Consider the following 26666-nt stretch of genomic DNA (forward strand, 5'->3'; position numbering starts at 1 on the left):
GCGTTTAATTTCGCTTTTCTCTGCCGAAGTTCTCAGGAGAACCTCGCTGACCCGGCGGCTTGTTTGCCGTTGTTCCGTCTCAGTGGGGTCGCATTATAGGGGCAAATTGAGATCCCGCAAGCATAAATCTGAAAAATGTTTTCGTTCGCTCATTTTCCAGGCAATGCGCCGAATTAGCGCCCTATTTGCGTGAAAGTTGCACAATTTCTCGGGCAAAACCTGCGACCTGTTCCCAATCGGTATAAACCACTTCTTTACGGGTATCCGTTTCGCCGCCGGTCATCTTCATTATCAGTCGGATCATAAAGCGGTCGAACCACCCATAGCGTGGGTAACGTAGCGCACCAGCAAACACCGCGCAGCTATCCGGCTGCCAGGGTGAACGCAACAGGAACTTGCGCGTATAGCTATTGGTCTGCGGTGAACGTTTTTCCGGTTTACGGGCAACGAGGTTTACTGAGAAGAACGCACTGGGCATCGACTGCAATACCGCGGCGTGTTTTTTCACAAAACGATCCAGCGCGGGATGGAAATGGCCGTAACGAATAGAGGCACCAATAATAACCCGGTCATACAGCTGCCATTCGATATCGTCGGTACGATTCAGGTCGATCATCGCGGTATCCGTTCCCAACTCATTAAGCTGGGAACAAAGGTAGGCAGCAATTTCGCGCGTCTGCCCATCACGGGTAGAAAAGAGCATTAATGTTTTCAACGCGGACTCCTGTTATTCGCGCCAGAATGTTGGGGTAAACAACACCAGCAGCGTAAAGACCTCAAGACGACCAAATAGCATATTCGCAATCAGGATCCACTTCGCCACCGGGTTCATGCTGGCAAAGTTGTCCGCCACCACGCCAAGACCCGGCCCAAGGTTATTGAGCGTGGCGACAACGGAAGCAAACGCCGAGAAGTCATCCACCCCGGTGGCGATGATCGCCAACATACTAATAATAAAGACCAGTGCGTAAGCAGAGAAAAATCCCCACACGGCTTCAAGAATACGTTCCGGCAGCGCGCGGCTGCCCAGCTTAATGCTATAGACCGCATTCGGGTGGACGAGGCGTTTTAGCTCACGGTTCCCCTGCTTGAACAGCAGCAGAATACGAATCACCTTCAGACCACCACCCGTTGACCCTGCACAGCCGCCGATAAACGCCGAGCACAATAGCAGTACCGGCAGGAATAGCGGCCAGCGCGCAATACTGTCAGTCGTAAAGCCCGCCGTGGTTGCCATCGAGACAACCTGGAAGAAAGCCTGGTTTAGCGTCGTCACTGCCGACGCGTAGATATTGTGGAACCACAGAACCAGCGTACAGATCACCACCAGCGTTAACTGGACGCCAATAAACATGCGAAATTCCGGGTCACGCCAGTAAACCTTCAGACTTCTCCCGCTTAATAAAGAGAAGTGCAGGCCGTAGTTACAGCCGGAGATCAGCAGGAAGATAGCAATAATGGTGTTGATGGTCGGGCTATTAAAGAAGCCGACGCTGGCATCGTGTGTCGAGAAACCGCCGATAGCGATGGTTGCGAAGCTATGACCGATGGCGTCAAACGCCGGCATCCCGGCAAACCATAATGCGAGAGCACAGGCCACCGTCAGTAACACATAGATTAGCCACAGGGTTTTAGCCGTTTCAGCAATACGTGGGCGCATTTTGTTATCTTTCAGCGGCCCTGGCATCTCTGCCCGATAAAGCTGCATCCCACCGACGCCGAGGATAGGCAAGATAGCGACCGCCAGTACGATGATCCCCATGCCGCCAAACCATTGCAGCATTTGTCTATAAAAGAGGATCGCATGCGGTAGCGAATCCAACCCCACCAGCGTTGTCGCGCCGGTAGTAGTCAACCCCGAAAACGATTCAAAGAACGCATCGGTCACCGTCAGGTTCGGCTGTTCGGAGAAGATAAACGGCAACGCACCCACGCTCCCCAGCACCGTCCAGAACAGGACAACAATCAGGAACCCTTCACGTGATTTCAGCTCGCCCTTTTCCCGACGGTTCGGCCACCACAGCAGCGAACCAATCGCCAGTGCGACAAAAAAGGTCTGGGTAAATGCGCGCCCGGCGCCATCGCGGTAAATCAAAGCCACCAACCCCGGCAGGATCATTGTCCCCGAGAATAAGATGACCAGAAGTCCAACAATTCGAGTAATGGCACGAAAATGCATTTCCGGCGCGTCCTTTGATATTCAATAAAGTCTGGAGGGGGATTATTCGTCAATCGCTAACAATTGCAATGAACCACGACTAAAATCAGCCAGCCTTGCGGAAAAATCAGCCACTTTAGCCTGAGGAAGAGCCAGGCGAAGCTGCACCGCAGCCTGATAGTCACTGGCGACGATTTGCCCAGCATGCTGTTCAACCAGCATTTCGACACCCGCGAGCTGTCCGTATTCGCATGACAGAGTATATTCGGTTAGCGGCGTCTTAACCTGTGTGGTCAGTAGATTGAGTGCCTGCTGCACTCCACCGCCGTAGGCCTTTACCAAACCACCGGTCCCCAACAGGATACCGCCGTAGTAGCGCACCACGACGGCGGTAATTTCACCGATACCGCTCCCCATCAGTTGGGCAAGCATCGGTTTTCCGGCCGTACCCGCCGGTTCACCATCATCCGAGAATCCGAGCTGCTGCGAATCATCAGGCTTTCCCGCCACCCACGCCACACAGTGGTGACGGGCATCCGGGTGTTCGGCACGGACCGATTCGACAAACGCCTTTGCCGCCTCAACCCCATCGGTATGCGCCAACAGGGTGATAAAACGGCTTTTCTTGATCTCTTCAACGAAGGTGACCGGCGCGGCCGGTATTCGCCAACTGTCCATTAGGCCAGTTTCAGGTCGCGCGTCATGTTTTCGATATTGTTCTCGTGGATCACCACGTTATCCTCAATACGAATACCGCCGAACGGCTTCAGCGCTTCAATTTTCTGCCAGTTGAAGTGTTTGCTGAATTGACCTTCACGCCACGGCGCGAGCAGGGACTCAATAAAGTAGATGCCCGGTTCGATGGTCAGCACCATACGCGGCTCCAGCATACGGGTACAGCGCAGGTACGGATACTTCGACGGCGCTGCCAAATGCGTGCCGGTATCATCCTGCATAAAGCCCGCAACATCATGAACCTGCAGACCCAGCGGATGGCCAATACCATGCGGCATAAACGGACCGGTCAGGTCGTTTTCCACCATCGCCTCTTCACTCATGTCGGTCACGATCTGATGCTTACGCAGCAGTTTGGCAATTCGCTGATGGAACTGAATGTGGTAGTCCACATAGCTGGTGCCGGCCTTCATGGTCGCGATCAGCGCCAGCTGCTCGGTGTTTACGTCTTTAACCAGATGCGCATAGTCGTTATCGCTGTGCGCCGCCCAGGTACGGGTGAGATCGGCAGCATAGCCGTTGTACTCGGCCCCGGCATCGAGCAGGAAACTGCGGATTTCAGACGGCGCGCGATGATCGAGTTTGGTGTAGTGCAGCACGGAAGCGTGTTCGTTCAGCGCCACGATGTTGCCGTAAGGCACATCGGTATCACGGTGGCCGGTGGCCGTCAGGTAAGCAAGGTTGATATCAAACTCACTCATCCCGGAACGGAAGGCTTCTTCTGCCGCGCGATGGCCATTAACCGCCATCTTCTGCGCTTCCCGCATACACGCCAGCTCGTAGTCGGTCTTATAGGCACGGTAGTAGTGCAGGTAATCAATCACCCCTTTCGGGTTGATATTGTTCGCAGCGATGCCTAAGCCCAGCGCACGCTCCGGAACCGGACCGATATAACCGATATTGGCGCGATCGGCGGGCAGCAGACTGCCAATACCGTCAGCCTTTGGCAAGGCGATCACTTCAACATCTTCCGTCCAGAACGAAGTCGGCAGCGGTTCAACGTTATGCCAGTAGTCCACCGGCAGATAGAACCACAGTTTCGGTTTGTTCACCCCGTCAACCAGCAGCCAGCAGTTTGGCACCTGAGTGACCGGCACCCACGCTTTAAACTGTGGGTTGACCTTGAACGGGTACGCGTGGTCATCCAGAAAAACATTCATCAGCTCGCCAGAGTGGATAAGCAGCGCATCAAGCTTAAAACGCTCGAGTGCGTTACGCGCCCGCTCTTGTAAGGTAAGAATATGATTTTTATAGAGTGCGGCCAGTGATTCCATTATTTACCCTTCTGAATATTTTGCCCTCAAGTCCCCGCATATTAGCACACCTCACTCACCCTGCGTGATTTCCACCGGACGTGATCCGACCAGCAAATATTTAAAGAGTCATTTGCATTTATTTAACACAAAATACACACTCGACTTTATCTGGTACGACCAGATCACCTTGCTGGATTCAGGAGACTGACATGCTCTACAAAGGCGACACCCTATACCTCAACTGGCTGGAAGATGGCATTGCCGAACTGGTGTTCGATGCCCCCGGTTCCGTTAACAAACTTGATACTGCGACCGTCGCCAGCCTCGGCCAGGCGCTCGAGGTCCTCGAAAAACAAAAAGAGCTGAAAGGGCTGCTGCTGCGCTCTGAAAAGGCGGCCTTTATTGTCGGCGCGGATATCACCGAATTTCTTTCACTGTTCCTCGTCCCTGAAGAACAGTTCAGCCAGTGGCTGCACTTCGCCAATAGCGTCTTTAACCGCCTGGAAGATTTACCGGTTCCCACCCTTTCGGCCATTAATGGTTACGCGCTGGGCGGCGGCTGCGAATGCGTGCTAGCCACCGACTTCCGTCTGGCTACGCCGGACCTGCGTATCGGCCTGCCGGAAACCAAACTCGGCATTATGCCGGGCTTTGGCGGTTCCGTTCGTTTGCCGCGTCTGCTGGGTGCGGATAGCGCACTGGAGATTATCGCCGCGGGTAAAGATGTGGGAGCCGAACAGGCGCTGAAAATCGGTCTGGTCGACGGCGTGGTGAAACCGGAGAAATTGTTCGATGGCGCGCTGGCCGTACTGCGCCAGGCGATTAACGGCGATCTCGATTGGAAAGCCAAGCGCCAGCCAAAACTGGAGCCGCTGAAGCTCAGCAAGATTGAAGCCACCATGAGCTTCACTATCGCTAAAGGCATGGTGATGCAGACGGCGGGCAAACATTACCCGGCACCAATCACGGCGGTGAAGACCATCGAAGCCGCGGCTCGTTTTGGCCGTGAAGAAGCGCTGAATCTCGAAAACAAAAGCTTTGTTCCACTGGCCCATTCTAATGAAGCCCGTGCGCTGGTCGGCATTTTCCTGAACGACCAATTTGTCAAAGGTCAGGCAAAGAAACTGACCAAAAACACCGAACCACCAAAACATGCTGCCGTACTGGGTGCTGGCATCATGGGCGGCGGTATCGCTTACCAGTCCGCCTGGAAGGGCGTGCCGGTTATCATGAAGGATATTAACGAGAAATCGCTGACCCTCGGTATGAATGAGGCCAGTAAGCTGCTCAACAAGCAGTTGGAGCGCGGCAAAATTGACGGTCTGAAGCTGGCGGGCGTGATCTCGACCATTCAACCGACCCTCGACTATGCAGGTTTTGACCGCGTTGACGTTGTCGTTGAAGCGGTTGTCGAAAACCCGAAAGTGAAAAAGGCGGTGCTGGCCGAGACCGAACAAAAGGTTCGCCCGGATACCGTCCTCGCCTCCAATACCTCGACCATTCCTATTGGTGAGTTGGCCGATGCGCTTGAACGCCCGGAAAACTTCTGCGGGATGCACTTCTTCAACCCCGTACACCGTATGCCGCTGGTTGAAATCATCCGCGGTAAGAAGACCTCCGACAGCACCATTGCAAAAGTGGTTAGTTGGGCCAGCAAAATGGGGAAAACCCCAATTGTGGTGAACGACTGCCCGGGCTTTTTCGTCAACCGCGTGCTGTTCCCTTACTTTGCCGGTTTCAGCCAGCTACTGCGCGACGGTGCCGACTTCCGCAAAGTCGATAAAGTGATGGAAAAAGTCTTCGGTTGGCCAATGGGTCCTGCCTATCTGCTGGATGTGGTCGGGATTGATACCGCGCACCATGCACAGGCCGTCATGGCTGCAGGCTTCCCACAGCGGATGCACAAAGATTACCGCGATGCTATCGACGCGCTGTTTGATGCCAGCCGCTACGGGCAGAAAAATGGTCTGGGCTTCTGGCGCTATAAAGCAGACAGCAAAGGTAAGCCGAAGAAAGAAGAAGATCCGGCGGTGGACGGCCTGCTGGCTGACGTCAGCCAACCAAAACGCGACTTCAGCGAAGAAGAGATTATCGCCCGTATGATGATCCCGATGGTCAACGAAGTGGTGCGCTGCCTGGAAGAAGGCATTATCGCCAGCCCTGCGGAAGCGGATATGGCGCTGGTTTACGGTCTCGGCTTCCCTCCGTTCCACGGCGGCGCATTCCGCTGGCTGGATACGCTCGGTAGCGCGAAGTACCTCGATATGGCGCAGCAGTATCAGCATCTCGGCCCGTTGTATGAAGTCCCGGCCGGTCTGCGCGACAAAGCCCGCCACAACGAAGCGTACTATCCCCCGGTTGAGCCAGCCCGCCCGGCTGGTGAGCTGAAAACGGCTTAAGGAGTCACGATGGAACAGGTTGTTATTGTTGATGCAATTCGTACCCCAATGGGCCGTTCAAAGGGCGGCGCGTTCCGCAACGTGCGCGCGGAGGATCTCTCCGCTCATCTGATGCGTAGCCTGCTGTCGCGTAATCCGGCGCTGGAAGCCGCGGCTATCGACGACATCTATTGGGGTTGCGTGCAGCAGACGCTGGAGCAGGGCTTCAATATTGCCCGTAACGCCTCGCTGCTGGCGGAAATTCCTCATTCGGTTCCGGCGAATACCGTCAACCGTCTGTGTGGTTCTTCCATGCAAGCTCTGCACGACGCGGCGCGTATGATCATGACCGGCGATGCGCAGGTTTGTATGGTCGGCGGCGTTGAACATATGGGCCACGTGCCGATGAGCCATGGCGTCGATTTCCACCCGGGTATGAGCCGTACCGTCGCCAAGGCGGCAGGCATGATGGGCCTCACGGCAGAAATGCTCTCCCGCATGCACGGTATCAGCCGTGAAATGCAGGACGCATTCGCCGCCCGCTCCCATGCGCGTGCCTGGGCCGCGACTCAGTCCGGGGCCTTTAAGAATGAAATCATTCCTACCGGCGGCCATGACGCGGACGGCGTGCTAAAACAGTTTAACTACGACGAGGTTATCCGCCCGGAGACCACCGTTGAAGCGCTGTCCACTCTGCGCCCAGCATTCGATCCGGTTACCGGTACCGTCACAGCAGGATCCTCTTCTGCACTTTCCGACGGCGCGTCCGCGATGCTGGTGATGAGCGAAAGCCGCGCCCGCGCGTTGGGCTTGACGCCGCGTGCCCGCATTCGTTCGATGGCGGTTGTCGGCTGCGACCCTTCGATTATGGGTTATGGCCCGGTTCCCGCGTCAAAGCTGGCGCTGAAGAAAGCGGGTCTGTCGGCGAGCGATATCGACCTGTTTGAGATGAATGAAGCATTTGCCGCGCAGATCCTGCCGTGCATCAAAGATCTGGGGCTGATGGAGCAGATTGACGAGAAGATCAACCTCAACGGCGGGGCGATCGCACTGGGTCATCCACTTGGGTGTTCCGGAACGCGTATCACCACCACCCTGCTGAATCTGATGGAACGCAAAGACGCTCAGTTTGGTCTGGCAACCATGTGTATCGGTTTAGGCCAGGGCATCGCGACAGTTATCGAGCGGGTATAAAAAACACGCCCCGGTACCGCATAACGGGACCGGGGCGAGCAATGTGATCGTCCGGATAAGACGTGCTAGCGCCGCTATCCGGCAAGCAACCTTATTACAAAAAAGTTTAGTTGCCGTTCTTCCCGCCTGTCAGGGGCGGGCTTTTTATTGGCTTATCAGATGAATGCGAACGCATCACCAAATAGACGGTCTTCACGCGCCTGACGTTCGTTACAGAACAGGTCACGGGCAATTTTCGCCATTTCAAAGCGACCCGCAATGTAGATATCGTGGTTAGCCAGCGTACCGTAATCCTGCAGAACCGCCGTCAGTACGGTGCCAGAACGACCGCGCCAACCCTCTTCCGGCTGCTCAACCACCGGCTCAACGCGCAGATTCGGGTGATTCACCGACAGCGCTTCCAGCTCAGAAAGATCGTACAGATGCTTCTCTTCGCGGCCCCCCCAGTAAATCGCGACATCACGATTCGGGTTACGCGCCAGCGCGGTCAGCAGAATAGAACGCACATAGGAGAAGCCCGTGCCGCCGGCAATCAGCACCAGAGGACGTTCGTCCTCATCGCGCAGCCAGGCCTCGCCGTGTGGAATATCTACTTCGACTTCGCGCTCTTTGAGAATTCGGTCCATTACCGCCATAGCGTACAGGTTCAGCTCTGAGGCGCCGATGTGAAGCTCGATAAAGGCTTTTTCATCCGGCGTAGAAGCCATGGAGAACGGGCGTTTATCGCGCTCATCCATCACCACCATCAGATACTGGCCGGCACGAAATGAGAAGGCAGCTTCGGGTACTAAACGAACGCGATATACCGTATCGGTAATCGCATCCACCGAGGTCACTTTACAGCTTAAGGTTGTCATGCGCTCCCTCTGTCGGGTCTTCTCCCCCATCATCATCATTGACGCGGCACAGGCATTTACCGCCTCCCGCTCCGCCAATGATTTAGGGGGTGTATTTATCATTTATCGTCGGAAAAAATGGCCAGTTCATCCCAGATTTCATCGATACGCGCCGTAACGGCGGGATCTTTCTTAATCGGGCGGCCCCACTCGCGCTGGGTTTCCCCAGGCCACTTATTGGTGGCATCCAGCCCCATTTTCGACCCCAAACCGGAAACCGGCGAGGCGAAATCAAGATAATCAATCGGCGTGTTTTCTACCAGCACAGTATCCCTCGCAGGATCCATGCGGGTCGTAATCGCCCATATCACATCGTTCCAGTCACGTGCGTTCACGTCATCATCGCAGACAATCACGAACTTTGTGTACATAAATTGCCGTAAAAACGACCATACACCCATCATCACGCGTTTTGCATGCCCCGCGTACTGTTTTTTCATGGTGACGACGGCCAGGCGATATGAACACCCTTCCGGCGGCAGATAGAAATCAACAATTTCAGGGAACTGTTTTTGCAGAATCGGCACGAACACTTCGTTCAGCGCTACGCCCAGCACCGCCGGTTCATCCGGTGGGCGACCGGTATAGGTCGAGTGATAGATAGCGTCTTCACGCTGGGTAATGTGGGTGACGGTAAAGACCGGGAAGCTATCCACTTCGTTGTAGTAGCCGGTATGGTCACCATACGGGCCTTCCGGCGCCATCTCTCCGGGCTCAATATAGCCCTCAAGGACAATCTCAGCGCTCGCAGGTACTTCCAGGTCGTTCGAAAGACACTTCACCACTTCCGTTTTGGTCCCGCGCAGCAGGCCCGCGAAGGCATACTCAGACAGCGTGTCCGGCACCGGCGTTACCGCCCCCAGAATAGTGGCGGGATCGGCGCCGAGCGCAACTGAGACCGGGAACCGCTCTCCCGGATGCGCCGCGCACCACTCCTGAAAATCAAGCGCGCCGCCGCGATGCGACAGCCAGCGCATAATCAATTTGTTTTTACCAATCACCTGCTGGCGATAAATCCCCAGGTTCTGCCGCTCTTTGTGCGGCCCACGGGTCACCGTCAGCCCCCAGGTAATGAGCGGCGCCGCGTCTTCTGGCCAGCAGGTCATCACCGGGATGCGGGACAAATCAACGTCATCCCCAGAAATGATTTTTTGCTGACAAGGTGCTCCACGCAGGCGTTTTGTCGGCATATTCAATACTTGCTTGAACTGCGGCAGCTTATCGAACAGATCGCGGAACCCCTTTGGCGGCTCAGGCTCTTTCAAAAAGGCTAATAATTTACCCACCTCTCGCAGCGCGCTGACATCTTCCTGCCCCATCCCCATCGCAACACGTTTCGGCGTACCGAACAGATTGCACAACACCGGCATGGAGTAACCAATAGGATTTTCAAAGAGTAACGCAGGTCCACCGGCACGTAAGGTGCGGTCGGCAATTTCGGTAATTTCCAGATGGGGATCAACCGGGAGGCTAATACGCTTGAGTTCACCCTGCTGCTCAAGCTGTGTCAGAAAGTCGCGTAGGTCTTGGTATTTCATAGGGTAATTATTGGCCTCCTGGTAAGCGCCTCATTATACGGCGAATGGTTCCGTGATGCTGTAATTTTGTTAAATTAGCGTAAATTAAAGCCGCGATAATCAACATCGCGATTTGACGGCACTTTTGTTATGCTTTCGCGCTAAATAGCGGAAACGAGTCATTATGCAAGCCTGGTATTTACTGTACTGCAAACGTGGGCAACTTCAGCGCGCCCAGGAACATCTTGAACGGCAGGCGGTGAATTGCCTGACGCCGATGATCACCCTGGAAAAAATGGTGCGCGGCAAGCGTACCACCGTTAGCGAGCCGCTGTTCCCGAACTACCTGTTTGTGGAATTTGACCCGGAAGTGATTCACACCACGACCATCAGCGCGACCCGCGGCGTGAGCCATTTTGTCCGTTTCGGTATCCACCCGGCAACGGTCCCCTCTTCTGTGATTCACCAGCTCTCTATCTACCAGCCGGATGACATCACCGATCCACAAACGCCTTACCCCGGCGACAGCGTCGTCATCACCGAAGGCGCGTTCGAAGGATTGCAGGCTATCTTTGCTGAACCCGATGGGGAAGCCCGTTCAATGCTGCTGCTCAATCTGCTCAACAAGCAGATCAAACAGAGCGTTAAAAACACCGACTTCCGTAAATCCTGAGTTAAAATTCGATATTAAACAACTGTCTGGCGTTGCTGTCTGTGACGCCTTCCAGCCATTGTGCCTCTTCGCCTCGCCATTCGGCAACGCGCGCCAGAATATGCGGCACGAACGCCGGTTCATTACGACGCGATGCCGGTTTCGGTCTCATATCGCGCGGTAACAAGTACGGAGCATCGGTTTCCAGCAACAGACGATCTGCCGGTATCATCGGCAGCAGCTCCCGGAGTTCCAGCCCTCGGCGCTCATCGCAGACCCAGCCGGTGATACCGATAAACATCCCATGGTCGAGACACGCCTGTAGCTCATCCCGCGAGCCGGTAAAGCAGTGCAGCACGGCGCCCGGCAGATGATCAAGCCAGGGCTCCAGCAGCGCAAAAAAACGATCGTGCGCATCGCGACAGTGCAGGAATACCGGCATTCCCAGCTCGGCGGCTATCGCTAACTGGGCGCTAAACGCTGTTTCCTGCTCCGCAGGCGTTGAGAAATTACGGTTAAAGTCGAGGCCGCATTCACCCACCGCCACCACTTCCGGTTTGTTCACCAACGTATAGATTGCATCGGCCACATCCGGTGACCAACTGCTGCTATCGTGCGGGTGAACACCTGCGGTAGACCAGCAGCGTTCAAAACGTTCTGCCAGTCGCTGCGCTTCCTCGCTTTCATGACGATTGGTGCCGGTCAACAGCATGCCGTGTACGCCTGCCGCGTGGGCACGTGCGACAACCTCGTCGCGATCGCGAGAAAACTGTGAACTGGTTAGATTAACACCGATATCAAACATCAGGGCTCCCATATGACAACCGCCCTAACGGGCGGTTGGTTATTCTTCTGTTTCTTCTGCTTCGGCGTCTTCATCACGCGTCGCTCGCTTCCCGGCGTAGAAGCGGGAGAAAAACAGCCCCACTTCAAACAGACAGTACATCGGGATGGCTAACAACGTCTGCGAGAACACATCCGGCGGCGTCAGCAGCATGCCAACCACGAAGGCACCAACCAGCACGTACGGACGCTTTTTACGCAGATCGTCCGGCGTGGTCACGCCAACCCAGCACAGCAGCACAATCGCTACCGGTACTTCAAATGACACGCCAAACGCGATAAACAGCGACATCACGAAATCGAGATAGCTCTTGATATCCGTGGATACCAGTACCCCAACCGGTGCCGCGTGCGTCAGGAATCCAAACGCTAGCGGGAACACCACGAAGTAGGCAAACGCCATGCCGATATAAAACAGCAGAGTACTGGAGACCAGTAATGGCATCACCAGCCGGCGTTCGTGCTTGTACAGCGCGGGGGCGACAAACGCCCATACCTGATACAAAATCACCGGCGCGGAGAGGATCAGCGAAACCATAAACGTCAGCTTGATCGGCGTGAAAAACGGCGATGCGACGTCGGTGGCGATCATTGTCGCCCCGTGCGGCAGCTGTTTAATCAGCGGTGCTGACACCAGCTGATAAATGTCGTTGGCGAAGTAAACCAACGCCAGAAAAATAACGATGACCGCAATGATGCTGTTCAGCAGACGCTTACGCAGCTCAATTAAATGAGCGATCAAGGGTTGAGTATCTTCTACGCTCATGTTGACGATTTATCACTCGATGCGGGGGATGAATCAGGAACGGCAGCCGCAGAAACTTTCTCTTTCTCGACCGGTTTGGCCGCTTCCGCGGCGGGTGCCGGGGCTTCTGCCGGTGACGAAACCGGCTCGTCAGCGTGCGCCGGCTGCGGCTCTGTCGCGGCCGGCTGCGCGGCGTCCTTATCCTTCACCACAGGGTTATGGATAGTATTGGCCTCATCACTCGCCTTTTCAGGATCGTGCGCAGAGTAAGAACGCTTCATCGACTCAGCCGCTTCACGCAGCTCATCCATCGAAGCCTTCAGCTCAGGCGTCAGGCTATCCAGACTCGCTTTCTCCACTTTCTTCAGGCTATCCTGAAATTCCTGGAGTTTAAGCTCCTGCGTCAGCTCATTTTGTACGGTTGTTGCCAGCGAGCGCAGCGCCCGGATCCAGCCAACAACCGTCTTCACTGCAACCGGCAGACGTTTTGGCCCCAATACCACGAGGCCAATAACAAACACCAGCAGCAGTTCACTGAAACCAATATCAAACACGAATTACACCTGCTCGTTGTCGTGGCGTTTCGCTTCGTCTTTCTTCGCACTTTCCTGCTTATCAGTAATTGATTGCGCAGTGAAATCTGCATCTTGGCTCGGCTTCTCTTTTTTGTCGTCTTCATCACCCATGGCTTTCTTAAAGCCTTTGATGGACGCGCCTAAATCCGACCCCAGTGAGCTCAGCTTTTTAGTCCCAAAAAGCAGAACCACGATAACGACGATAATCAGCAACTGCCAAATACTAATACCACCCATACATGTTCCTCTGATAGATGATGAAATAATCAGCGCGCATTATACGTTATGCAGCGCCCTGTTAGCGACGCAAAAATCAGCGCGTCTTTCGCCAGCCTGCAAGCCATACCACCAATCCTCCGGCCATAAGCCATGCGGGTGTCAGGCCCCATTCCGGGCGGTAAACCAGTAATACTGTACCGCTCAGGAGTAAAACCGCGCCTATACCAAAGAGATAACGCGACTGCCCCTGTCGGGTATGATGCGTTGCCATATCCTGCGAAATTTTCGCAAGACTGGCCTGCATTTGCTTGCTCTGGCGCAGACTGTCATACACCAGCTCCGGTAATTCCGGCATTTTTTCGATCCAGAACGGCGCTTTATCTTTCAACGCGCGGAACAGCGCCGGAATACCGACCTGATCCTTAATCCAGGATTCGAGGAATGGTTTTGCCGTCTTCCATAAATCTAACTGAGGATAGAGCTGACGTCCTACCCCTTCTACGTAAAGTAATGTCTTTTGCAGTAACACCAGCTGTGGCTGGACTTCCATATTGAAGCGCCGCGCGGTGTTAAACAGATTCAGCAGCACGTGGCCAAACGAGATTTCGGCCAGCGGTTTTTCGAAGATAGGTTCGCACACGGTACGGATAGCAAACTCAAACTCTTCGACGTTGGTATCCGCAGGCACCCAGCCGGAGTCAACGTGCAGCTCGGCGACTTTGCGATAGTCACGGTTGAAGAAAGCGATGAAGTTCTCTGCCAGATAGCGCTTATCGTCTTTATTCAGAGAGCCAACGATACCGCAGTCAATGCCGATATACTGTGGGTCTTCAGGGTGCTCGTAGCTCACAAAAATATTGCCGGGGTGCATGTCGGCATGGAAAAAACTGTCGCGGAATACCTGAGTAAAGAACACCTGTACGCCGCGCTCTGCCAGCAGCTGCATGTTGGTATTCTGCTTTTCAAGCGTCTCAATATCCGACACCGGAATACCGTAAATGCGCTCCATCACCAGCATATCGACGCGGCAGTAGTCGGAATACACTTCCGGTACATACAGCATCGGGCTATTTTCGAAGTTACGACGCAGCTGGATGGCATTCGCCGCTTCACGCAGCAGGTTCAGTTCATCGAGCAGCGTTTTTTCATAGTCGCGAACAACCTCTACAGGGCGTAGACGGCGTCCATCCGGCAGCAGGCGAGGCACCCAGCGCGCCAAACGGTAGATAAGCTTCATGTCCGCCTTGATGATAGGCAGGATGTCCGGGCGGATCACCTTGATAACCACTTCCCGGCCATTCTCTTTTAAGCGCGCAGTGTGTACCTGGGCAATTGACGCCGAAGCCAGCGGTTCGATGTCAAAATCGTCAAACCAACTTTCGACGGGAATATCCCCCATCGACTTTTCAATTTGCTGTTTTGCTAACCTGCCATCGAACGGCGCGACGCGATCCTGCAACATCACCAGTTGATCTGCGATATTAGGCGGGAAAAGGTCACGACGGGTAGACAACATCTGACCAAACTTGATCCACACTGGACCAAGCTCCTGCAGCGCCAAACGCAGACGTTCTCCGAGGGGTTTATTTTTGTGGCGATTTGGCATCCAAAACAGCAGCCGACGCCCGATGCGCAGCGGCAGCGTGATACGCATTTTGGGAATGAGCTCATCAAGCCCGTAGCTCAAAAAGGTGTGGATGATAAAATACAGGCGCCGTAATTCTCCTGGCGTCATTTCCCCTCCAGTTTTTCCAACCGTTTGGTCAGGGCGGCAAGCTCGCGCTCAACGGCCATCGTTTCTTCAGCAAACCAGGCGATTTCCAGCGCACCCGGTGCAAGGCGCCACTCTTCAGTCAGCGTTTCTGCAACGTAGCGCTGCTGACGTGCCAGCCCCTGCTGTAAAAATTTTGCCCCGCCGCGCAGAAATTTACTCACTCCCTCGGCGGCAATATCGCCGGTATAGGGCGCCAGCAGTTCTGCGGGATCAAACTCAGCCAGATCGGCCAGCGAGACCAGGTTTTGTACCACCTGGAGGTCGCCCTGCACTTCAAGATCGTTATTGCGGATCAGCGCAGTCAGCTGCTGACGGTTTCGCAGCTGCGGTAATACGCTGACGCGAGTGATCACCGTGCAATCTGCCTCACCTTCCCACGCGCCCAGCACATCAACCTGACGCTCGCTAAAGACGAGCACCAGCGGCGATGAGAACTCTTTGAGCTCAATGCGCAGCACTTTGCCAATCAGACGCTGGCGAGCAGGCTTTAAGGCCTTTTCCCGCCAAAGCAGCGTATTTATGGCGGTCTCAATGCTGCCGGTCACTAAGGGTTTTAAAGGCATAGCAGCACCTCAATCAGAATTTATAACCACGATGCAGCGCAACAATCCCGGCGGTCAGGTTGTAGTAATCCACGTTTTCCAGGCCCGCATCCTGCATCATCTCTTTGAGCGTTTCCTGATTTGGGTGCATACGGATGGACTCGGCCAGATAGCGGTAGCTGTCCGCGTCGTTCGCCACCATTTCACCAATGCGCGGCAGAATGTGGAACGAATAGGCGTCGTAGGCTTTGCTCAGCGGGTCGATAATCGGTTTGGAGAACTCAAGAACCAGCAGGCGACCACCCGGCTTCAGCACGCGGTACATGGAACGCAGCGCTTTATCTTTATCGGTGACGTTACGCAGGCCAAAGGAGATGGTGATGCAGTCGAAGGTATTGTCCGGGAACGGCAGCGCTTCCGCATTCGCCTGTACGTATTCGACGTTGCCAACGACGCCGATGTTACGCAGTTTTTCGCGCCCCATCTTCAGCATGGAGTCGTTAATATCGGCCAGAACTACGCGCCCGGTTTCGCCCACCATACGCGAGAATTTCGCCGTCAGGTCGCCCGTGCCGCCCGCCAGATCGAGAACTGTCTGTCCACGGCGCACGCCGCTGCAATCAATGGTAAAACGCTTCCAGAGACGATGAATACCGAATGACATCAGGTCATTCATAACATCGTATTTTGCGGCGACAGAATGGAATACATGCGCCACCATGTCTACCTTCTGATCTTTGGCAATTGTTTGAAAGCCAAAGTGCGTCGTTTCTTGTGAATCCTCAACCATCTCTATGCCTGCTTATCAAGAAAATGTTCATGGAGTGTAACAGATTGGGCCCGATTGCCCTACGATTCCACCCCGTTACGAAATCCGTCTTGTCGCTGCATTAGCGACGCTGTTCCGCTAACGGATTACCCTCATTCAACGGTTCGTCGTCGCGCAGCCGGAACTCATCATCCTGCGATGTCGCCTGCTCGACCAGATCCGGATTTATCTCGCGCTTCACCTCAACACCAAGATGGCGGAACGCTTCTGCCTGAGCCAACAGATTGCCGCGGCCGGAGGTGAGCTTTTTCATCGCCTGGCGGTAGTTGTCCTGAGCCTTATCGAGGCTTTGCCCGATGGACGACATATCATCAACGAACAGGCGCATTTTGTCATATAAGCGGCTGGCACGTTCAGCAATATGTTGCGCATTTCGGCTTTGATGCTCATAGCGCCACAGGTTAGCAATCGTGCGCAGCGCCACCAGCAGCGTCGTTGGGCTCACCAGCATAATATTATTTTTTAGCGCTTCGCTAATTAGCTCTGGTTGCCTATCCAGCGCCAGTAAAAACGCCGGCTCAACGGGAATAAACATCAGCACGTAGTCCAGCGATCGCAGCCCCGGCAACTGCTGGTAGTCTTTGCGCCCCAGCAGACGGATATGGTTACGCACCGCCGCAATGTGCTCCTGCAGCGCGACTTCGCGGGTATAGTCATCTTCAGCATTGAAATAGCGCTCGTAGGCCACCAGCGTCATTTTGGCATCGACCACCACATCCTTGCGATGCGGCAAACGGACGATCACATCCGGCTGCATACGGGCGTTGGCATCCGTATTGATGCTGACCTGGGTTTCATACTCATGCCCTTCACGTAGCCCGGAAGCCTCCAGCACGCGAGTCAGCACCACTTCACCCCAGTTGCCCTGGGTTTTATTATCACCTTTCAGCGCCCGGGTCAGGTTCACGGCTTCTTGTGCCATCTGGGCATTCAGCTGCTGCAGGTTACGAATTTCATGCGCCAATGTATGGCGTTCGCGCGCCTCCTGGCCGAAGCTATCCTGAACCTGGCGGCGGAAGCCATCCAACTGCTCACGCAGCGGCGTCAGCAGGCCCTGCAAGCTCTGGCGATTTTGCTCATCAACGCGGCGGTTACTCTGTTCAAAGATACGATTAGCCAGATTTTCAAACTGCTCACTCAAACGCTGCTCGCTGTTGAGCATCAGTCGATATTTTTCGTCACCGTGCTGGCGGGTGGTTTCCAACAGCGTCGTCACCTCCCGGAGATCGACCTCCAGCGAAGAGTTGAGCTCCCGCAGGCTGCGTAGCTCGTTATTGAGCAGTTCACACTCTTCTCGCCAGTGGGCATTCTGGGCGATTTGCTGTTTCGCCGCACTCAGTTCACCGTACACATCGCGTTCTTCCGCAAGCTGTTCGGCCCGCTGCTGCGCCACGCGATAGCTCGCTGCCAGCCAGCCAATCGCCATGCCTGCCAGCGCCACCAACGCATAAATCACCACGGCAATATCCACAACGCCCCCTGATTGAATCCGTTATCTGCACAAAAATAGAATTGTGCTGTATAAACGTCCAGTTTTAAAGCAGTTTCCTGCGAAGCGCGATGCAAAAAGAAAAAGGCCGAACGAGTCGGCCTTTTATCAAGGAAGGAGAAACTACAGCAGGCGACGCGCGGCTTCTACCACGATTTTCACCGCATGACTTTCGGTTTGCTTCATGGTTTCAGCGTTAGGAATTTCCTGCTGGGTACGGTTGACGATAACGCCAGCGACCATACCCGCACGCAGACCCTGGCTCGAGCACATGGTCAGCAGGGTGGCCGATTCCATTTCGTAGTTCATCACACCCATTGACTGCCACTCTTCCATCGAGCCTTTGAAGTTACGCACGACGCGGCCGGAGAAGGTGTCATAGCGCTCCTGGCCCGGGTAGAAGGTGTCAGAAGAGGCGGTGACGCCCACGTGGGTCGTTGCGCCAACGGCTTTCGCCGCTTCCACCAGCGCGGTGGTACAGGCAAAGTCGGCTACCGCTGGATATTCCATTGGTGCAAAGTGCAGGCTCGCGCCATCAAGACGCACGGACGCGGTGGTCACCAGCACGTCACCAACGTTGATATGCGGCTGAATGGCACCGGTGGTACCAACACGCAGGAAGGTGCGAATACCCAGCTGCGCCAGTTCTTCCACGGCGATCGAGGTGGATGGGCCACCAATACCGGTTGAGCAGACGATCACTGACTTGCCATCAAGTTCAGCGCGCCAGGAGGTAAATTCACGATGAGATGCCAGTTTTACCGGCTTTTCCATCAGCGCGGCGATCTTTTCCACACGCTCCGGGTCACCGGGGACGATAGCCAGCGTAGCCCCTTGTAAATCGTTTTTAGTGAGGCCGAGATGAAAAACATCAGACTTGGACATAAAGAACTCCTCTGTGGTTCAGTTTTGTCAGAAGAAGCAAAAATGTACTTTATAGAAGACCACGACTCTTTTTCGTGACTACCATCACTAAGGACTAAAATTATTACATTAAATTCCACGCAATTAGTGATTAACATCACACTAACAAGTTATTGTGATCGTCTGCTGCACAAAATTACGCCGTATTGAGGCACTGTGATTCTGCTATGAGTTCATTTCAAGGGTACGGAGAATGCCATGACAATCAACAAACAACCTGGATTTGCACCTGCTGCTTCACCTCATGCCTCAACCACCGTCCATACGCCCGAAGAGGCCATCACGGCGGGAGAAACCTCCATTCCCTCACAGGGGGATACGCTGCCGGCTTATCACGCCCGTCCCAAACATAGCGATGCGCCTCTCCCGGTAATCATCGTAGTGCAGGAGATTTTTGGCGTCCACGAACACATCCGCGATATCTGTCGTCGTCTGGCGCTGGAGGGCTACCTGGCTATCGCACCGGAACTCTACTTCCGCCAGGGCGACCCCGATGATTACGATGATATCCCGACGCTATTCAGTAGCCTGGTGACGAAAGTGCCTGACGCACAGGTGCTGGGCGATCTCGACCACGTCGCCAGTTGGGCTGCGCGTCACGGCGGCGACGCTAACCGTCTGTCGGTGACCGGCTTTTGCTGGGGTGGGCGTATAGCATGGCTGTATGCGGCGCATAACCCACAGCTCAAAGCGGCGGTAGCCTGGTACGGCCGTCTGACCGGCGATAAAACGTTGAACAGCCCGAAGAATCCGGTCGATGTTGCGGTCGATTTGAGTGCGCCAGTACTAGGACTGTACGGCGGTCAGGATAGCGGAATCTCTCTCGAATCGGTGGAGACCATGCGCCAGGCGCTGCGTGCGGCCAATGCAAAAGCAGAAATTGTCGTTTATCCGGAGGCCGGCCACGCGTTTAACGCGGACTACCGCCCGAGCTATCATGAGGAGTCGGCCAAAGACGGCTGGCAGAGAATGCTGGCGTGGTTTGCGCAGTATGCCGGGAAAAAGAGTTAACCACTGAAACGTAAAACGGAGGCTTTCGCCTCCGTTTATTGTTACGCCTGACGCAGATTTTGCGCGGCCTTCACCATATTCGCCAGCGCCGCACGGGTTTCTGGCCAACCGCGGGTCTTCAGACCGCAGTCAGGGTTAACCCACAGACGTTCCGCCGGGATCCGCTGCTCCGCTTTCTTCAGCAGGGCTTCAATCCACTCGACGCTCGGGACGTTTGGAGAGTGAATATCATATACGCCCGGCCCGATTTCATTCGGGTAATCGAACTCTTCGAATGACTCCAGCAGCTCCATATCGGAACGCGAGGTTTCAATGGTAATCACGTCAGCATCCAGCGCCGCAATGGAATCCATGATGTCATTGAACTCGCAGTAACACATGTGGGTATGGATCTGCGTTTCGTCCTTCGCCACCGCAGCATTAATGCGGAAGGCCTCCACGCCCCATTCGAGATAGGCCGCCCAATCGCTGCGGCGCAGCGGTAAACCTTCGCGCAGTGCCGGCTCATCGATTTGAATGATACCGATACCGGCCGCCTCTAAATCCGCTACTTCATCACGTAGCGCCAGCGCAATCTGTTTGGCAATGGTTTCACGGCTCACATCTTCACGTGGGAACGACCAGCAAAGAATGGTCACTGGCCCGGTCAGCATGCCTTTCACCGGTTTGTCAGTCAGCGACTGCGCGTACTTCGCCCACTCCACGGTAATTGCTTCCGGACGGCTGACGTCGCCAATCACCACCGGTGGCTTCACGCAGCGAGAACCATAGCTCTGCACCCAGCCATTCTGGGTAAAGACAAAACCGTCCAGATGTTCGCCGAAATACTCCACCATGTCGTTACGTTCCGCTTCCCCGTGGACCAACACATCGAGCCCCAGACGCTCCTGCTCAATAATCGCCTGCTTGATGTGCTCGGCAATACCGGTGCGATAGTTGCCGGCATCAAGATTTCCCTTTTTGAAATCCAGGCGCAGGCCGCGGATCTCGGTGGTTTGCGGGAATGAACCGATGGTCGTGGTTGGCCATGCCGGTAAATTAAAACGCGCACGCTGGGCTTCAGCGCGTACCGGATAGGCGCTATCACGCTGGCTGTCGCGTGCGGTAATCGCCGCCAGACGTTTTTCTACTGCCGCATTGTGTACGCGGGTAGAGTGACGACGGGCCTGAATCGGCGCGCTCCATTCGGTGATAGCCTTGGTATCACCGCTGTTTAGCGCATCGCGCAGCAGCGCCAGCTCAGCGCATTTTTGCAGTGCGAAGGCAAACCAGCTCTTCACCTCCGCATCGAGACGCGTTTCCACGCTGAGATCGATTGGGCTATGCAGCAGCGAACAAGAAGAGGCCACCCACAGCGTGCGTTTGCCGGCGATCTCTTTAATTTGCGCGTATTTTTCCGTGAGATCGGCGCGCCAGACGTTACGACCATTCACCAGCCCGGCAGACAGCAGCCAGTCAGCCGGCAGACGTTTGTGCAGCTCTGCGACATCATCTTTGCCGTGGACCAGGTCAACGTGCAGGCCCTGTACCGGCAGCGTGGTGATGGTATCCAGGTTTGGCGTCACGCCTTCAAAATAGGTGGTTAGCAGCAGTTTGAGCTGCCCGGCCAGCGCATCGTATGTTGGTTTGAACGCATCCAGCCACTCTTTTGGCAGCTCCAGCACCAGCGCCGGTTCATCGATTTGTACCCACTCGATGCCGCGTTTCGCCAGCTCGGCCAGTACCTGTTGGTAAACCGGCAGAATATCGTTCAGCAGACTCAGACGGTCAAAGGCTTCGCCTTTCACTTTACCAAGCCACAGATAGGTGACGGGCCCCAGGAGAACGGGTTTGATCTTGTGGCCCAGTGCCAGCGCCTCGTCCACTTCATCCAGCAGTTGGGTCCAGGTCAGCGTAAACTGCTGGCCTTTAACGAACTCCGGCACCATGTAGTGATAGTTGGTGTTAAACCATTTGGTCATTTCTGCCGCCGCCGCAGGCTCACCGGTTGGCGCGCGGCCACGGCCAATACGGAACAGGGTGTCAATATCGACGGTGCCGTCCTGGTTCTGGTGGCGAGCAGGTACGTTGCCCAGCAGCAGACTGGTCGCCAGAACGTGATCGTACCAGGCGAAGTCCCCCACCGGCAGGAGATCGATACCGGCTTGTTTCTGCTGATCCCAGTGACGGGCGCGCAGCTCGCGTCCTGTCGCCAGTAACTCTTCACGGGAGGCGTTACCCGCCCAATAGCTCTCTTGCGCTTTTTTCAGCTCACGACGCAGGCCGACGCGAGGGAAACCGAGGGTGTGGTTTTGAATAGTCATGATATGCCTCTCATAAGTATTTAAATCTTATGGATTTTCAATTTATGGAAGGCGGCATATTCATGAATATTCAGACACTGATTTGAGCCAGTCACTGAGCGCATGAACGCAGCCAACGCACCATAAATTTAAAAGACCATGGATTTTAGACGTCCAGATGTTTACACATCCATAATCGACAGGTACTGTATATTCCTCAAGCGCAAATTGTTCATGCCGAAGTGAAGGACTTTCATGATCGAGATTAAACACCTGAAAACGCTCCAGGCGTTGCGGAATAGTGGTTCGCTAGCGGCCGCCGCTGCGACGCTGCACCAGACCCAATCCGCCCTTTCTCACCAGTTCAGCGATCTGGAACAGCGCCTTGGCTTTCGGCTATTTGTGCGTAAGAGCCAGCCATTACGCTTTACGCCACAAGGCGAGATCCTGCTGCAGTTGGCAAACCAGGTGCTGCCGCAGATTGGTCAGGCGCTGCAGGCCTGTAATGAACCGCAGCAGGCGACGCTGCGCATCGCGATTGAATGCCACAGCTGTATTCAGTGGCTGACGCCCGCGCTGGAGAATTTCCATAAGCAGTGGCCGCAGGTCGAGATGGACTTTAAGTCCGGCGTCACCTTCGACCCACAGCCAGCTCTACAGCAAAGCGAACTGGATATCGTACTGACCTCCGACATCCTGCCGCGCAGCGGTCTGCACTACTCACCAATGTTTGATTTTGAAGTGCGTCTGGTGCTGTCGCCGGATCACCCGCTGGCGGCCAAAGCCCGCATTACGCCAGAAGATTTAGCGGCAGAAACGCTGCTAATTTACCCGGTGCAGCGCCAGCGTCTGGATATCTGGCGTCACTTCCTGCTGCCAGCCGGTATCAGCCCACAGCTTAAAAGCGTGGATAACACTCTGCTGCTGATTCAGATGGTGTCAGCGCGCATGGGCATTGCCGCGCTGCCGCACTGGGTGGTGGAGAGTTTTGAGCGCCAGGGCCTTATTGTGACCAAAACCCTGGGCGAAGGCCTGTGGAGCCGGCTGTACGCCGCCGTGCGCGATGGCGAGCAGCGTCAGCCGGTGATGGATGCGTTTATTCGCTCAGCGCGGAACCACGCTTGCGATCATCTGCCGTTTGTGAAGAATGCGGAGCGACCCAACGCCGATGTACCCACAGTGAGGCCAGGATCACCGCAGCCCCTGTAAGGAAGGTCGGCCAGTGAGGCTGTTGGTGCCAAATGGCCAGGTTAACCAGCAGCCCCGCAGGCACATGCATGTTGTTCATGATGCCTAGCGTACCGGCGTCCACCTGAGTGGCACCGTAGTTCCACATAAAGTAACCAATCCCCGAAGCCACCACGCCAAGAAATACCAGAATGCCCCACTGCGGCATCGTTTCCGGCATTTTCTGCGCATTCCCGAGAAGCGACCAGGCCACCACCGCCACCGCAAACGCCCCCAGATAGAACCAGGCAAAGGCGTTGTGCTGCGGCATAGGGCGGGTTTCCATCAGGCGCTTGTAGCCCACCATCCCGATAGCAAACGTAATATTGGAGAGCTGAACCAGCAGAAGTCCCATCCAGAAATGGCTGGTCACGTGATCATAGCGAATAATCCCTGCGCCAATCACCGCCAGCAGCGCGCTGAAAGCATAGCTCCAGCGCAGGCGACGCCCGCTCATCAGGTCGTAAATCAAGGTGATGTAGAGCGGCGTCAGCACGGTAAACAGCAGCAGCTCCGAAACGGTCAGGTACAGATAGGCCCGGAAGCTCAGCATATACATGATGCCCAGCTGCATCGCGCCCACCAACATATACAGGCCGATAGTTTTCAGGCTGTGTCCGCGCGTACGCAGAAACGGCAAAAACACCAGCGCAGCAAGGCCGACGCGCACCAGCACGGCAAAATAGCTGTCAATGTGTCCGGCAAGATACTCGCCGTAAAAGCTAAACGAGAAGGCCCACAGGATCGTGGTAATAATCAGGAGCGCCACAATGAATGTCTCATAGGAAGATGAGCATTCATTGTAGCGGAGATGTTAGTTGACAACTGACCACTTAATAGCCAGTCGTCAATGTTTAATCCAGGTACAGCTGACGCAGGTAGTGTGGTACCGCGTCATCGGCGTTAGAGCCAATCACTTCGAGTTCTGGGTGCAGATCTTTCAGGCGCTGATGCGCACCTTCCATAATGCAGCCTTTACCTGCCATCGACAGCATCTCGGCATCGTTCATCCCGTCGCCAAAAGCAATACAGTCTTTGAGCGTGTAACCCATCGCTTTAGCAACCGCTTCCAGCGCATGGCCTTTCGACACACCACCCGCCATCACTTCCAGACAGGTCAACGTGGAGAAACTAACGTTCACACGATCGCCCCAGCGCGCGTTAATCGCCTGCTCTAGCGGGAGCAGCGTTTCATGGCTATTGCAGGTAAAGAACACTTTGCTGACGCCTTCGGCTTCCAGCAGGCCCGGTTCGTAGAGCGTGTAGTTGAAGACCGCTTCTTTGAAGAAACGCATCTCTTCCGGACGGTGACGGTTCATGAACCACTCGTCTTCACGGTAAACGTTGGTGACGATGTCCGGGTTTGCATGCACGATCCCGAAGAGATCGGCAGCAATGTCGCTATCCAGGTTATGGGCGAAGACCTGTTTTCCCTCGGCATCGTGCACGCGCGCGCCATTGGAGGTGATCATATACGATTTGATCCCGAGGTTATCGCGGATCTGCCCAACATCAATGTAGTGACGTCCGGTGGCGAAGACGAAGTTCAGGCCGCGTGCGGTCAGCAGCTTCAACGTCTCTTTCGCATACGGCGTTAAGTGGTGGTCAGGGGAGAGTAAGGTGCCATCTAAATCAGACGCAACGACCTGGTACATAAACGAATTTAACCTCTAAACAGTGCGGCGCTGGCGCCGAATTAATGATGTCGATGGAAAAAATCGACAATGGCAGTGAGTGCGACCGATCGCATAGCGTCCTTTTCAAAAAGGATCTCATGATAGGCGCCTTGTATGACAAGCGGCTTACCGCCATCACAAGGATGGCCCGCTTCGGCGCGAATAGTACAGTAGCGGTCGTGCATGCGGTTATCAACAACCCGCTCTTCTTCCGCCTGAATCAGCAGGACCGGGAAAGTATCTTGTGCGGCGTTTGCAAGGATGTTCTCCCCCGCCAGAATCCCTTCCCGCACCCAATGATAGGTGGGACCGCCGACGCGAAGCTGCGGTTCATCAGCATAAAAACGAACATTCCGCCGATAGCGCTCGCGGCTGTGGGTCAACACATTAACGCTGAATGGCAGCGCGTGCCATCGTCCGGTCCCCATCGCATACCCTTCCCGAAGACGCTGATGGCCCTCAGCCCAATCGAGAAGCGGCCGGACAACCCACTCCGGCAAGCGCATGATAATACCGAACATCGGCGCGCAAAGCGCGATAGCATCACAGCCCTGTGGTTTACGTTGCAGAAACTGCGTCGCAATCGCCCCACCCATGGAATGCGCGAGAATAAACCGCTGGCGCCAGCGACCCGGTAATACCTCTTGCTGCCAGAAGGCCTCAAGATCATCCACATAATCGCTGAATTTCGCCACATGACCACGATGCGAGTCCGAAAGCATACGTCCGGAACGCCCCTGGCCCCGGTGGTCGATGATTAACACATCAAACCCACTGTGGAAGAGATCGTACGCCAGCTCGGCATACTTCACGTAGCTTTCAATGCGCCCAGGGCACACGACGATTACCCGGTCATGCGCAGGCGAACTGAAACGAACAAACCATACCGGAACGCTATCCACGCCGATAAATGCGGCTTCTTCCCGACCGTGCCAGAAATCCATTAAGCGGCCGGTCGTAAACGCAGCGAACGCGTTTTCTCTTGTATTCCAATCCTTTTGCTGTTGAAACATCGGGCTTCCACCCCAGTTAACCGCTGAAAATCGTTTTTTCGTGACGCCTGACACAGCGCCCATACAATAGCGTATTGTGGCATAAAAACAGACAATCAGGGAGATTCTCATGACCTTTGAATGGTGGTTCGCCTACCTGCTCACATCCATCATACTCAGCCTGTCGCCAGGCTCAGGGGCGATCAATACCATGACCACTTCAATCAACCATGGCTATCGCGGGGCGGCGGCGTCGATCGCCGGTTTGCAGACCGGGCTTGGCATCCATATCGTTTTGGTCGGCGTAGGGCTCGGGACACTGTTTTCCCGTTCGCTACTGGCGTTTGAAATCCTGAAATGGGCCGGTGTAGCCTATCTTATCTGGCTGGGCATTCAGCAGTGGCGGGCAGCGGGGGCTATCGACCTCAATACGCTGGCGAAAACCCAGAGCCGCGGCAAACTGTTTCAGCGAGCGGTGTTTGTGAACCTGACGAACCCAAAAAGCATCGTCTTTCTCGCCGCCCTCTTCCCGCAGTTCATTGTCCCTGACCAGCCGCAGGTTATGCAGTACCTCATTCTTGGCGTAACCACGATTGTCGTCGATATCATCGTGATGATTGGCTACGCTACCCTGGCACAGCGGATTGCGGTATGGATCAAAGGGCCAAAACAGATGAAGGCATTGAATAAAGTATTCGGTTCGTTGTTTATGCTGGTCGGTGCGCTGCTGGCGTCGGCACGTCACGCGTAAT

Annotated in this window: 25 protein-coding genes; 6 read left to right on the forward strand and 19 right to left on the reverse strand. The window is 55.1% G+C overall.

Features of this window, described 5'->3' with window-relative positions; all coding sequences use genetic code 11:
- Window positions 1–181: 181 nt before the first annotated feature.
- The 4 genes from hemG to pepQ are packed head-to-tail and all read right to left on the reverse strand — an operon-like array spanning window position 182 to window position 4167.
- Window positions 182–715: a menaquinone-dependent protoporphyrinogen IX dehydrogenase gene (gene hemG / locus KCR01S_RS15965; RefSeq protein WP_061283826.1), complete on the reverse strand. Its 534-nt coding sequence runs from the start codon at window positions 713–715 to the stop codon at window positions 182–184.
- A gap of 12 nt (window positions 716–727) precedes the next feature.
- Window positions 728–2179 (reverse strand): Trk system potassium transporter TrkH, encoded by a 1452-nt coding sequence (trkH, locus tag KCR01S_RS15970; protein ID WP_052283979.1) that lies wholly within the window; start codon window positions 2177–2179, stop codon window positions 728–730.
- Between the two features lie 42 nt (window positions 2180–2221).
- A complete protein-coding gene (locus KCR01S_RS15975) occupies window positions 2222–2836 on the reverse strand; it encodes an IMPACT family protein (protein WP_061283828.1) in 615 nt (204 codons plus the stop codon).
- Window positions 2836–4167, reverse strand: coding sequence for a Xaa-Pro dipeptidase (pepQ, locus tag KCR01S_RS15980; protein WP_061283829.1), 1332 nt, complete (start codon window positions 4165–4167; stop codon window positions 2836–2838). Before pepQ ends, KCR01S_RS15975 begins: the two co-directional genes overlap by 1 nt.
- A 191-nt stretch (window positions 4168–4358) precedes the next feature.
- Here pepQ and fadB point away from each other — a divergent pair, with 191 nt between their 5' ends.
- Together fadB and fadA are read left to right on the forward strand one after the other, a co-directional pair.
- Entirely contained in the window at window positions 4359–6548 is a 2190-nt protein-coding gene (gene fadB, locus KCR01S_RS15985) for a fatty acid oxidation complex subunit alpha FadB (RefSeq protein ID WP_061283831.1), read from the forward strand.
- Between the two features lie 9 nt (window positions 6549–6557).
- The gene (fadA, locus tag KCR01S_RS15990) at window positions 6558–7721 is read left to right on the forward strand and encodes an acetyl-CoA C-acyltransferase FadA (protein WP_061283832.1); all 1164 of its coding nucleotides are present in this window, start codon (window positions 6558–6560) and stop codon (window positions 7719–7721) included.
- A gap of 155 nt (window positions 7722–7876) precedes the next feature.
- On the opposite strand, the gene fre is transcribed toward fadA, so the two are convergent.
- Both fre and ubiD read right to left on the reverse strand, forming a co-directional pair.
- On the reverse strand, window positions 7877–8578 hold the full coding sequence (gene fre, locus KCR01S_RS15995; protein WP_061283834.1) for an NAD(P)H-flavin reductase: 702 nt from the start codon (window positions 8576–8578) through the stop codon (window positions 7877–7879).
- 98 nt (window positions 8579–8676) lie between these two features.
- A complete protein-coding gene (ubiD, locus tag KCR01S_RS16000; RefSeq protein ID WP_061283836.1) occupies window positions 8677–10155 on the reverse strand; it encodes a 4-hydroxy-3-polyprenylbenzoate decarboxylase in 1479 nt (492 codons plus the stop codon).
- 163 nt (window positions 10156–10318) lie between these two features.
- On the opposite strand from ubiD, the gene rfaH reads away from it, so the two are divergent.
- The gene (gene rfaH / locus KCR01S_RS16005; protein WP_061283838.1) at window positions 10319–10807 is read left to right on the forward strand and encodes a transcription/translation regulatory transformer protein RfaH; all 489 of its coding nucleotides are present in this window, start codon (window positions 10319–10321) and stop codon (window positions 10805–10807) included.
- 1 nt (window position 10808) lies between these two features.
- On the opposite strand, the gene tatD is transcribed toward rfaH, so the two are convergent.
- The 9 genes from tatD to udp form a co-directional block, all read right to left on the reverse strand.
- On the reverse strand, window positions 10809–11603 hold the full coding sequence (gene tatD, locus KCR01S_RS16010) for a 3'-5' ssDNA/RNA exonuclease TatD (RefSeq protein WP_167348834.1): 795 nt from the start codon (window positions 11601–11603) through the stop codon (window positions 10809–10811).
- 27 nt (window positions 11604–11630) lie between these two features.
- A complete protein-coding gene (gene tatC / locus KCR01S_RS16015) occupies window positions 11631–12395 on the reverse strand; it encodes a Sec-independent protein translocase subunit TatC (protein ID WP_061283843.1) in 765 nt (254 codons plus the stop codon).
- The gene (gene tatB, locus KCR01S_RS16020; protein ID WP_061283845.1) at window positions 12392–12928 is read right to left on the reverse strand and encodes a Sec-independent protein translocase protein TatB; all 537 of its coding nucleotides are present in this window, start codon (window positions 12926–12928) and stop codon (window positions 12392–12394) included. Before tatB ends, tatC begins: the two co-directional genes overlap by 4 nt.
- Window positions 12929–12931: 3 nt before the next feature.
- Window positions 12932–13186 (reverse strand): Sec-independent protein translocase subunit TatA, encoded by a 255-nt coding sequence (gene tatA, locus KCR01S_RS16025; protein ID WP_061283847.1) that lies wholly within the window; start codon window positions 13184–13186, stop codon window positions 12932–12934.
- A gap of 76 nt (window positions 13187–13262) precedes the next feature.
- A complete protein-coding gene (ubiB, locus tag KCR01S_RS16030) occupies window positions 13263–14903 on the reverse strand; it encodes a ubiquinone biosynthesis regulatory protein kinase UbiB (RefSeq protein ID WP_061283849.1) in 1641 nt (546 codons plus the stop codon).
- Window positions 14900–15505, reverse strand: a complete 606-nt coding sequence (gene ubiJ, locus KCR01S_RS16035; RefSeq protein WP_061283852.1) for a ubiquinone biosynthesis protein UbiJ — start codon at window positions 15503–15505, stop codon at window positions 14900–14902. Before ubiJ ends, ubiB begins: the two co-directional genes overlap by 4 nt.
- Window positions 15506–15518: 13 nt before the next feature.
- On the reverse strand, window positions 15519–16274 hold the full coding sequence (ubiE, locus tag KCR01S_RS16040; RefSeq protein ID WP_061283854.1) for a bifunctional demethylmenaquinone methyltransferase/2-methoxy-6-polyprenyl-1,4-benzoquinol methylase UbiE: 756 nt from the start codon (window positions 16272–16274) through the stop codon (window positions 15519–15521).
- Between the two features lie 100 nt (window positions 16275–16374).
- The gene (gene rmuC / locus KCR01S_RS16045; protein ID WP_061283856.1) at window positions 16375–17784 is read right to left on the reverse strand and encodes a DNA recombination protein RmuC; all 1410 of its coding nucleotides are present in this window, start codon (window positions 17782–17784) and stop codon (window positions 16375–16377) included.
- Window positions 17785–17925: 141 nt separating this feature from the next.
- Window positions 17926–18687 carry a uridine phosphorylase gene (udp, locus tag KCR01S_RS16050; RefSeq protein WP_052283963.1) on the reverse strand — a complete coding sequence of 254 codons (762 nt, stop codon included), beginning with the start codon at window positions 18685–18687 and terminating at the stop codon, window positions 17926–17928.
- Window positions 18688–18924: 237 nt separating this feature from the next.
- Here udp and KCR01S_RS16055 point away from each other — a divergent pair, with 237 nt between their 5' ends.
- Window positions 18925–19737 carry a dienelactone hydrolase family protein gene (locus KCR01S_RS16055; RefSeq protein ID WP_061283857.1) on the forward strand — a complete coding sequence of 271 codons (813 nt, stop codon included), beginning with the start codon at window positions 18925–18927 and terminating at the stop codon, window positions 19735–19737.
- 41 nt (window positions 19738–19778) lie between these two features.
- Here the strand turns inward: KCR01S_RS16055 and metE are convergent, their stop codons facing one another.
- On the reverse strand, window positions 19779–22040 hold the full coding sequence (metE, locus tag KCR01S_RS16060) for a 5-methyltetrahydropteroyltriglutamate--homocysteine S-methyltransferase (protein WP_061283859.1): 2262 nt from the start codon (window positions 22038–22040) through the stop codon (window positions 19779–19781).
- 234 nt (window positions 22041–22274) lie between these two features.
- On the opposite strand from metE, the gene metR reads away from it, so the two are divergent.
- Entirely contained in the window at window positions 22275–23228 is a 954-nt protein-coding gene (metR, locus tag KCR01S_RS16065; RefSeq protein WP_061283861.1) for an HTH-type transcriptional regulator MetR, read from the forward strand.
- Here the strand turns inward: metR and KCR01S_RS24330 are convergent.
- The 3 genes from KCR01S_RS24330 to pldB form a co-directional block, all read right to left on the reverse strand.
- Window positions 23116–24015: a carboxylate/amino acid/amine transporter gene (locus KCR01S_RS24330; RefSeq protein ID WP_072277167.1), complete on the reverse strand. Its 900-nt coding sequence runs from the start codon at window positions 24013–24015 to the stop codon at window positions 23116–23118. The two genes, metR and KCR01S_RS24330, sit on opposite strands and share 113 nt — an antisense overlap.
- An 85-nt stretch (window positions 24016–24100) precedes the next feature.
- Window positions 24101–24901, reverse strand: a complete 801-nt coding sequence (yigL, locus tag KCR01S_RS16075; RefSeq protein WP_061283863.1) for a sugar/pyridoxal phosphate phosphatase YigL — start codon at window positions 24899–24901, stop codon at window positions 24101–24103.
- Between the two features lie 41 nt (window positions 24902–24942).
- The gene (gene pldB / locus KCR01S_RS16080; RefSeq protein WP_061283865.1) at window positions 24943–25935 is read right to left on the reverse strand and encodes a lysophospholipase L2; all 993 of its coding nucleotides are present in this window, start codon (window positions 25933–25935) and stop codon (window positions 24943–24945) included.
- Window positions 25936–26044: 109 nt separating this feature from the next.
- Between pldB and rhtB the strand changes: the two genes are divergently transcribed.
- On the forward strand, window positions 26045–26665 hold the full coding sequence (gene rhtB, locus KCR01S_RS16085) for a homoserine/homoserine lactone efflux protein (protein WP_061283867.1): 621 nt from the start codon (window positions 26045–26047) through the stop codon (window positions 26663–26665).
- The last annotated feature ends 1 nt before the right edge of the window (window position 26666 follow it).

Origin of the sequence: Kluyvera cryocrescens NBRC 102467 (assembly GCF_001571285.1) — a bacterium.
Classification (GTDB): domain Bacteria; phylum Pseudomonadota; class Gammaproteobacteria; order Enterobacterales; family Enterobacteriaceae; genus Kluyvera; species Kluyvera cryocrescens.

Bases quoted from the DNA above. Each gene is read 5' to 3' on its own strand.
- trkH (WP_052283979.1), bottom strand. From the start codon at position 2,179: ATGCATTTTCGTGCCATTACTCGAATTGTTGGACTTCTGGTCATCTTA.
- KCR01S_RS15975 (WP_061283828.1), bottom strand. From the start codon at position 2,836: ATGGACAGTTGGCGAATACCGGCCGCGCCGGTCACCTTCGTTGAAGAG.
- pepQ (WP_061283829.1), bottom strand. From the start codon at position 4,167: ATGGAATCACTGGCCGCACTCTATAAAAATCATATTCTTACCTTACAA.
- fadB (WP_061283831.1), top strand. From the start codon at position 4,359: ATGCTCTACAAAGGCGACACCCTATACCTCAACTGGCTGGAAGATGGC.
- fadA (WP_061283832.1), top strand. From the start codon at position 6,558: ATGGAACAGGTTGTTATTGTTGATGCAATTCGTACCCCAATGGGCCGT.
- fre (WP_061283834.1), bottom strand. From the start codon at position 8,578: ATGACAACCTTAAGCTGTAAAGTGACCTCGGTGGATGCGATTACCGAT.
- ubiD (WP_061283836.1), bottom strand. From the start codon at position 10,155: ATGAAATACCAAGACCTACGCGACTTTCTGACACAGCTTGAGCAGCAG.
- rfaH (WP_061283838.1), top strand. From the start codon at position 10,319: ATGCAAGCCTGGTATTTACTGTACTGCAAACGTGGGCAACTTCAGCGC.
- tatD (WP_167348834.1), bottom strand. From the start codon at position 11,603: ATGGGAGCCCTGATGTTTGATATCGGTGTTAATCTAACCAGTTCACAG.
- tatC (WP_061283843.1), bottom strand. From the start codon at position 12,395: ATGAGCGTAGAAGATACTCAACCCTTGATCGCTCATTTAATTGAGCTG.
- tatA (WP_061283847.1), bottom strand. From the start codon at position 13,186: ATGGGTGGTATTAGTATTTGGCAGTTGCTGATTATCGTCGTTATCGTG.
- ubiB (WP_061283849.1), bottom strand. From the start codon at position 14,903: ATGACGCCAGGAGAATTACGGCGCCTGTATTTTATCATCCACACCTTT.
- ubiJ (WP_061283852.1), bottom strand. From the start codon at position 15,505: ATGCCTTTAAAACCCTTAGTGACCGGCAGCATTGAGACCGCCATAAAT.
- ubiE (WP_061283854.1), bottom strand. From the start codon at position 16,274: ATGGTTGAGGATTCACAAGAAACGACGCACTTTGGCTTTCAAACAATT.
- udp (WP_052283963.1), bottom strand. From the start codon at position 18,687: ATGTCCAAGTCTGATGTTTTTCATCTCGGCCTCACTAAAAACGATTTA.
- KCR01S_RS16055 (WP_061283857.1), top strand. From the start codon at position 18,925: ATGACAATCAACAAACAACCTGGATTTGCACCTGCTGCTTCACCTCAT.
- metE (WP_061283859.1), bottom strand. From the start codon at position 22,040: ATGACTATTCAAAACCACACCCTCGGTTTCCCTCGCGTCGGCCTGCGT.
- metR (WP_061283861.1), top strand. From the start codon at position 22,275: ATGATCGAGATTAAACACCTGAAAACGCTCCAGGCGTTGCGGAATAGT.
- yigL (WP_061283863.1), bottom strand. From the start codon at position 24,901: ATGTACCAGGTCGTTGCGTCTGATTTAGATGGCACCTTACTCTCCCCT.
- pldB (WP_061283865.1), bottom strand. From the start codon at position 25,935: ATGTTTCAACAGCAAAAGGATTGGAATACAAGAGAAAACGCGTTCGCT.
- rhtB (WP_061283867.1), top strand. From the start codon at position 26,045: ATGACCTTTGAATGGTGGTTCGCCTACCTGCTCACATCCATCATACTC.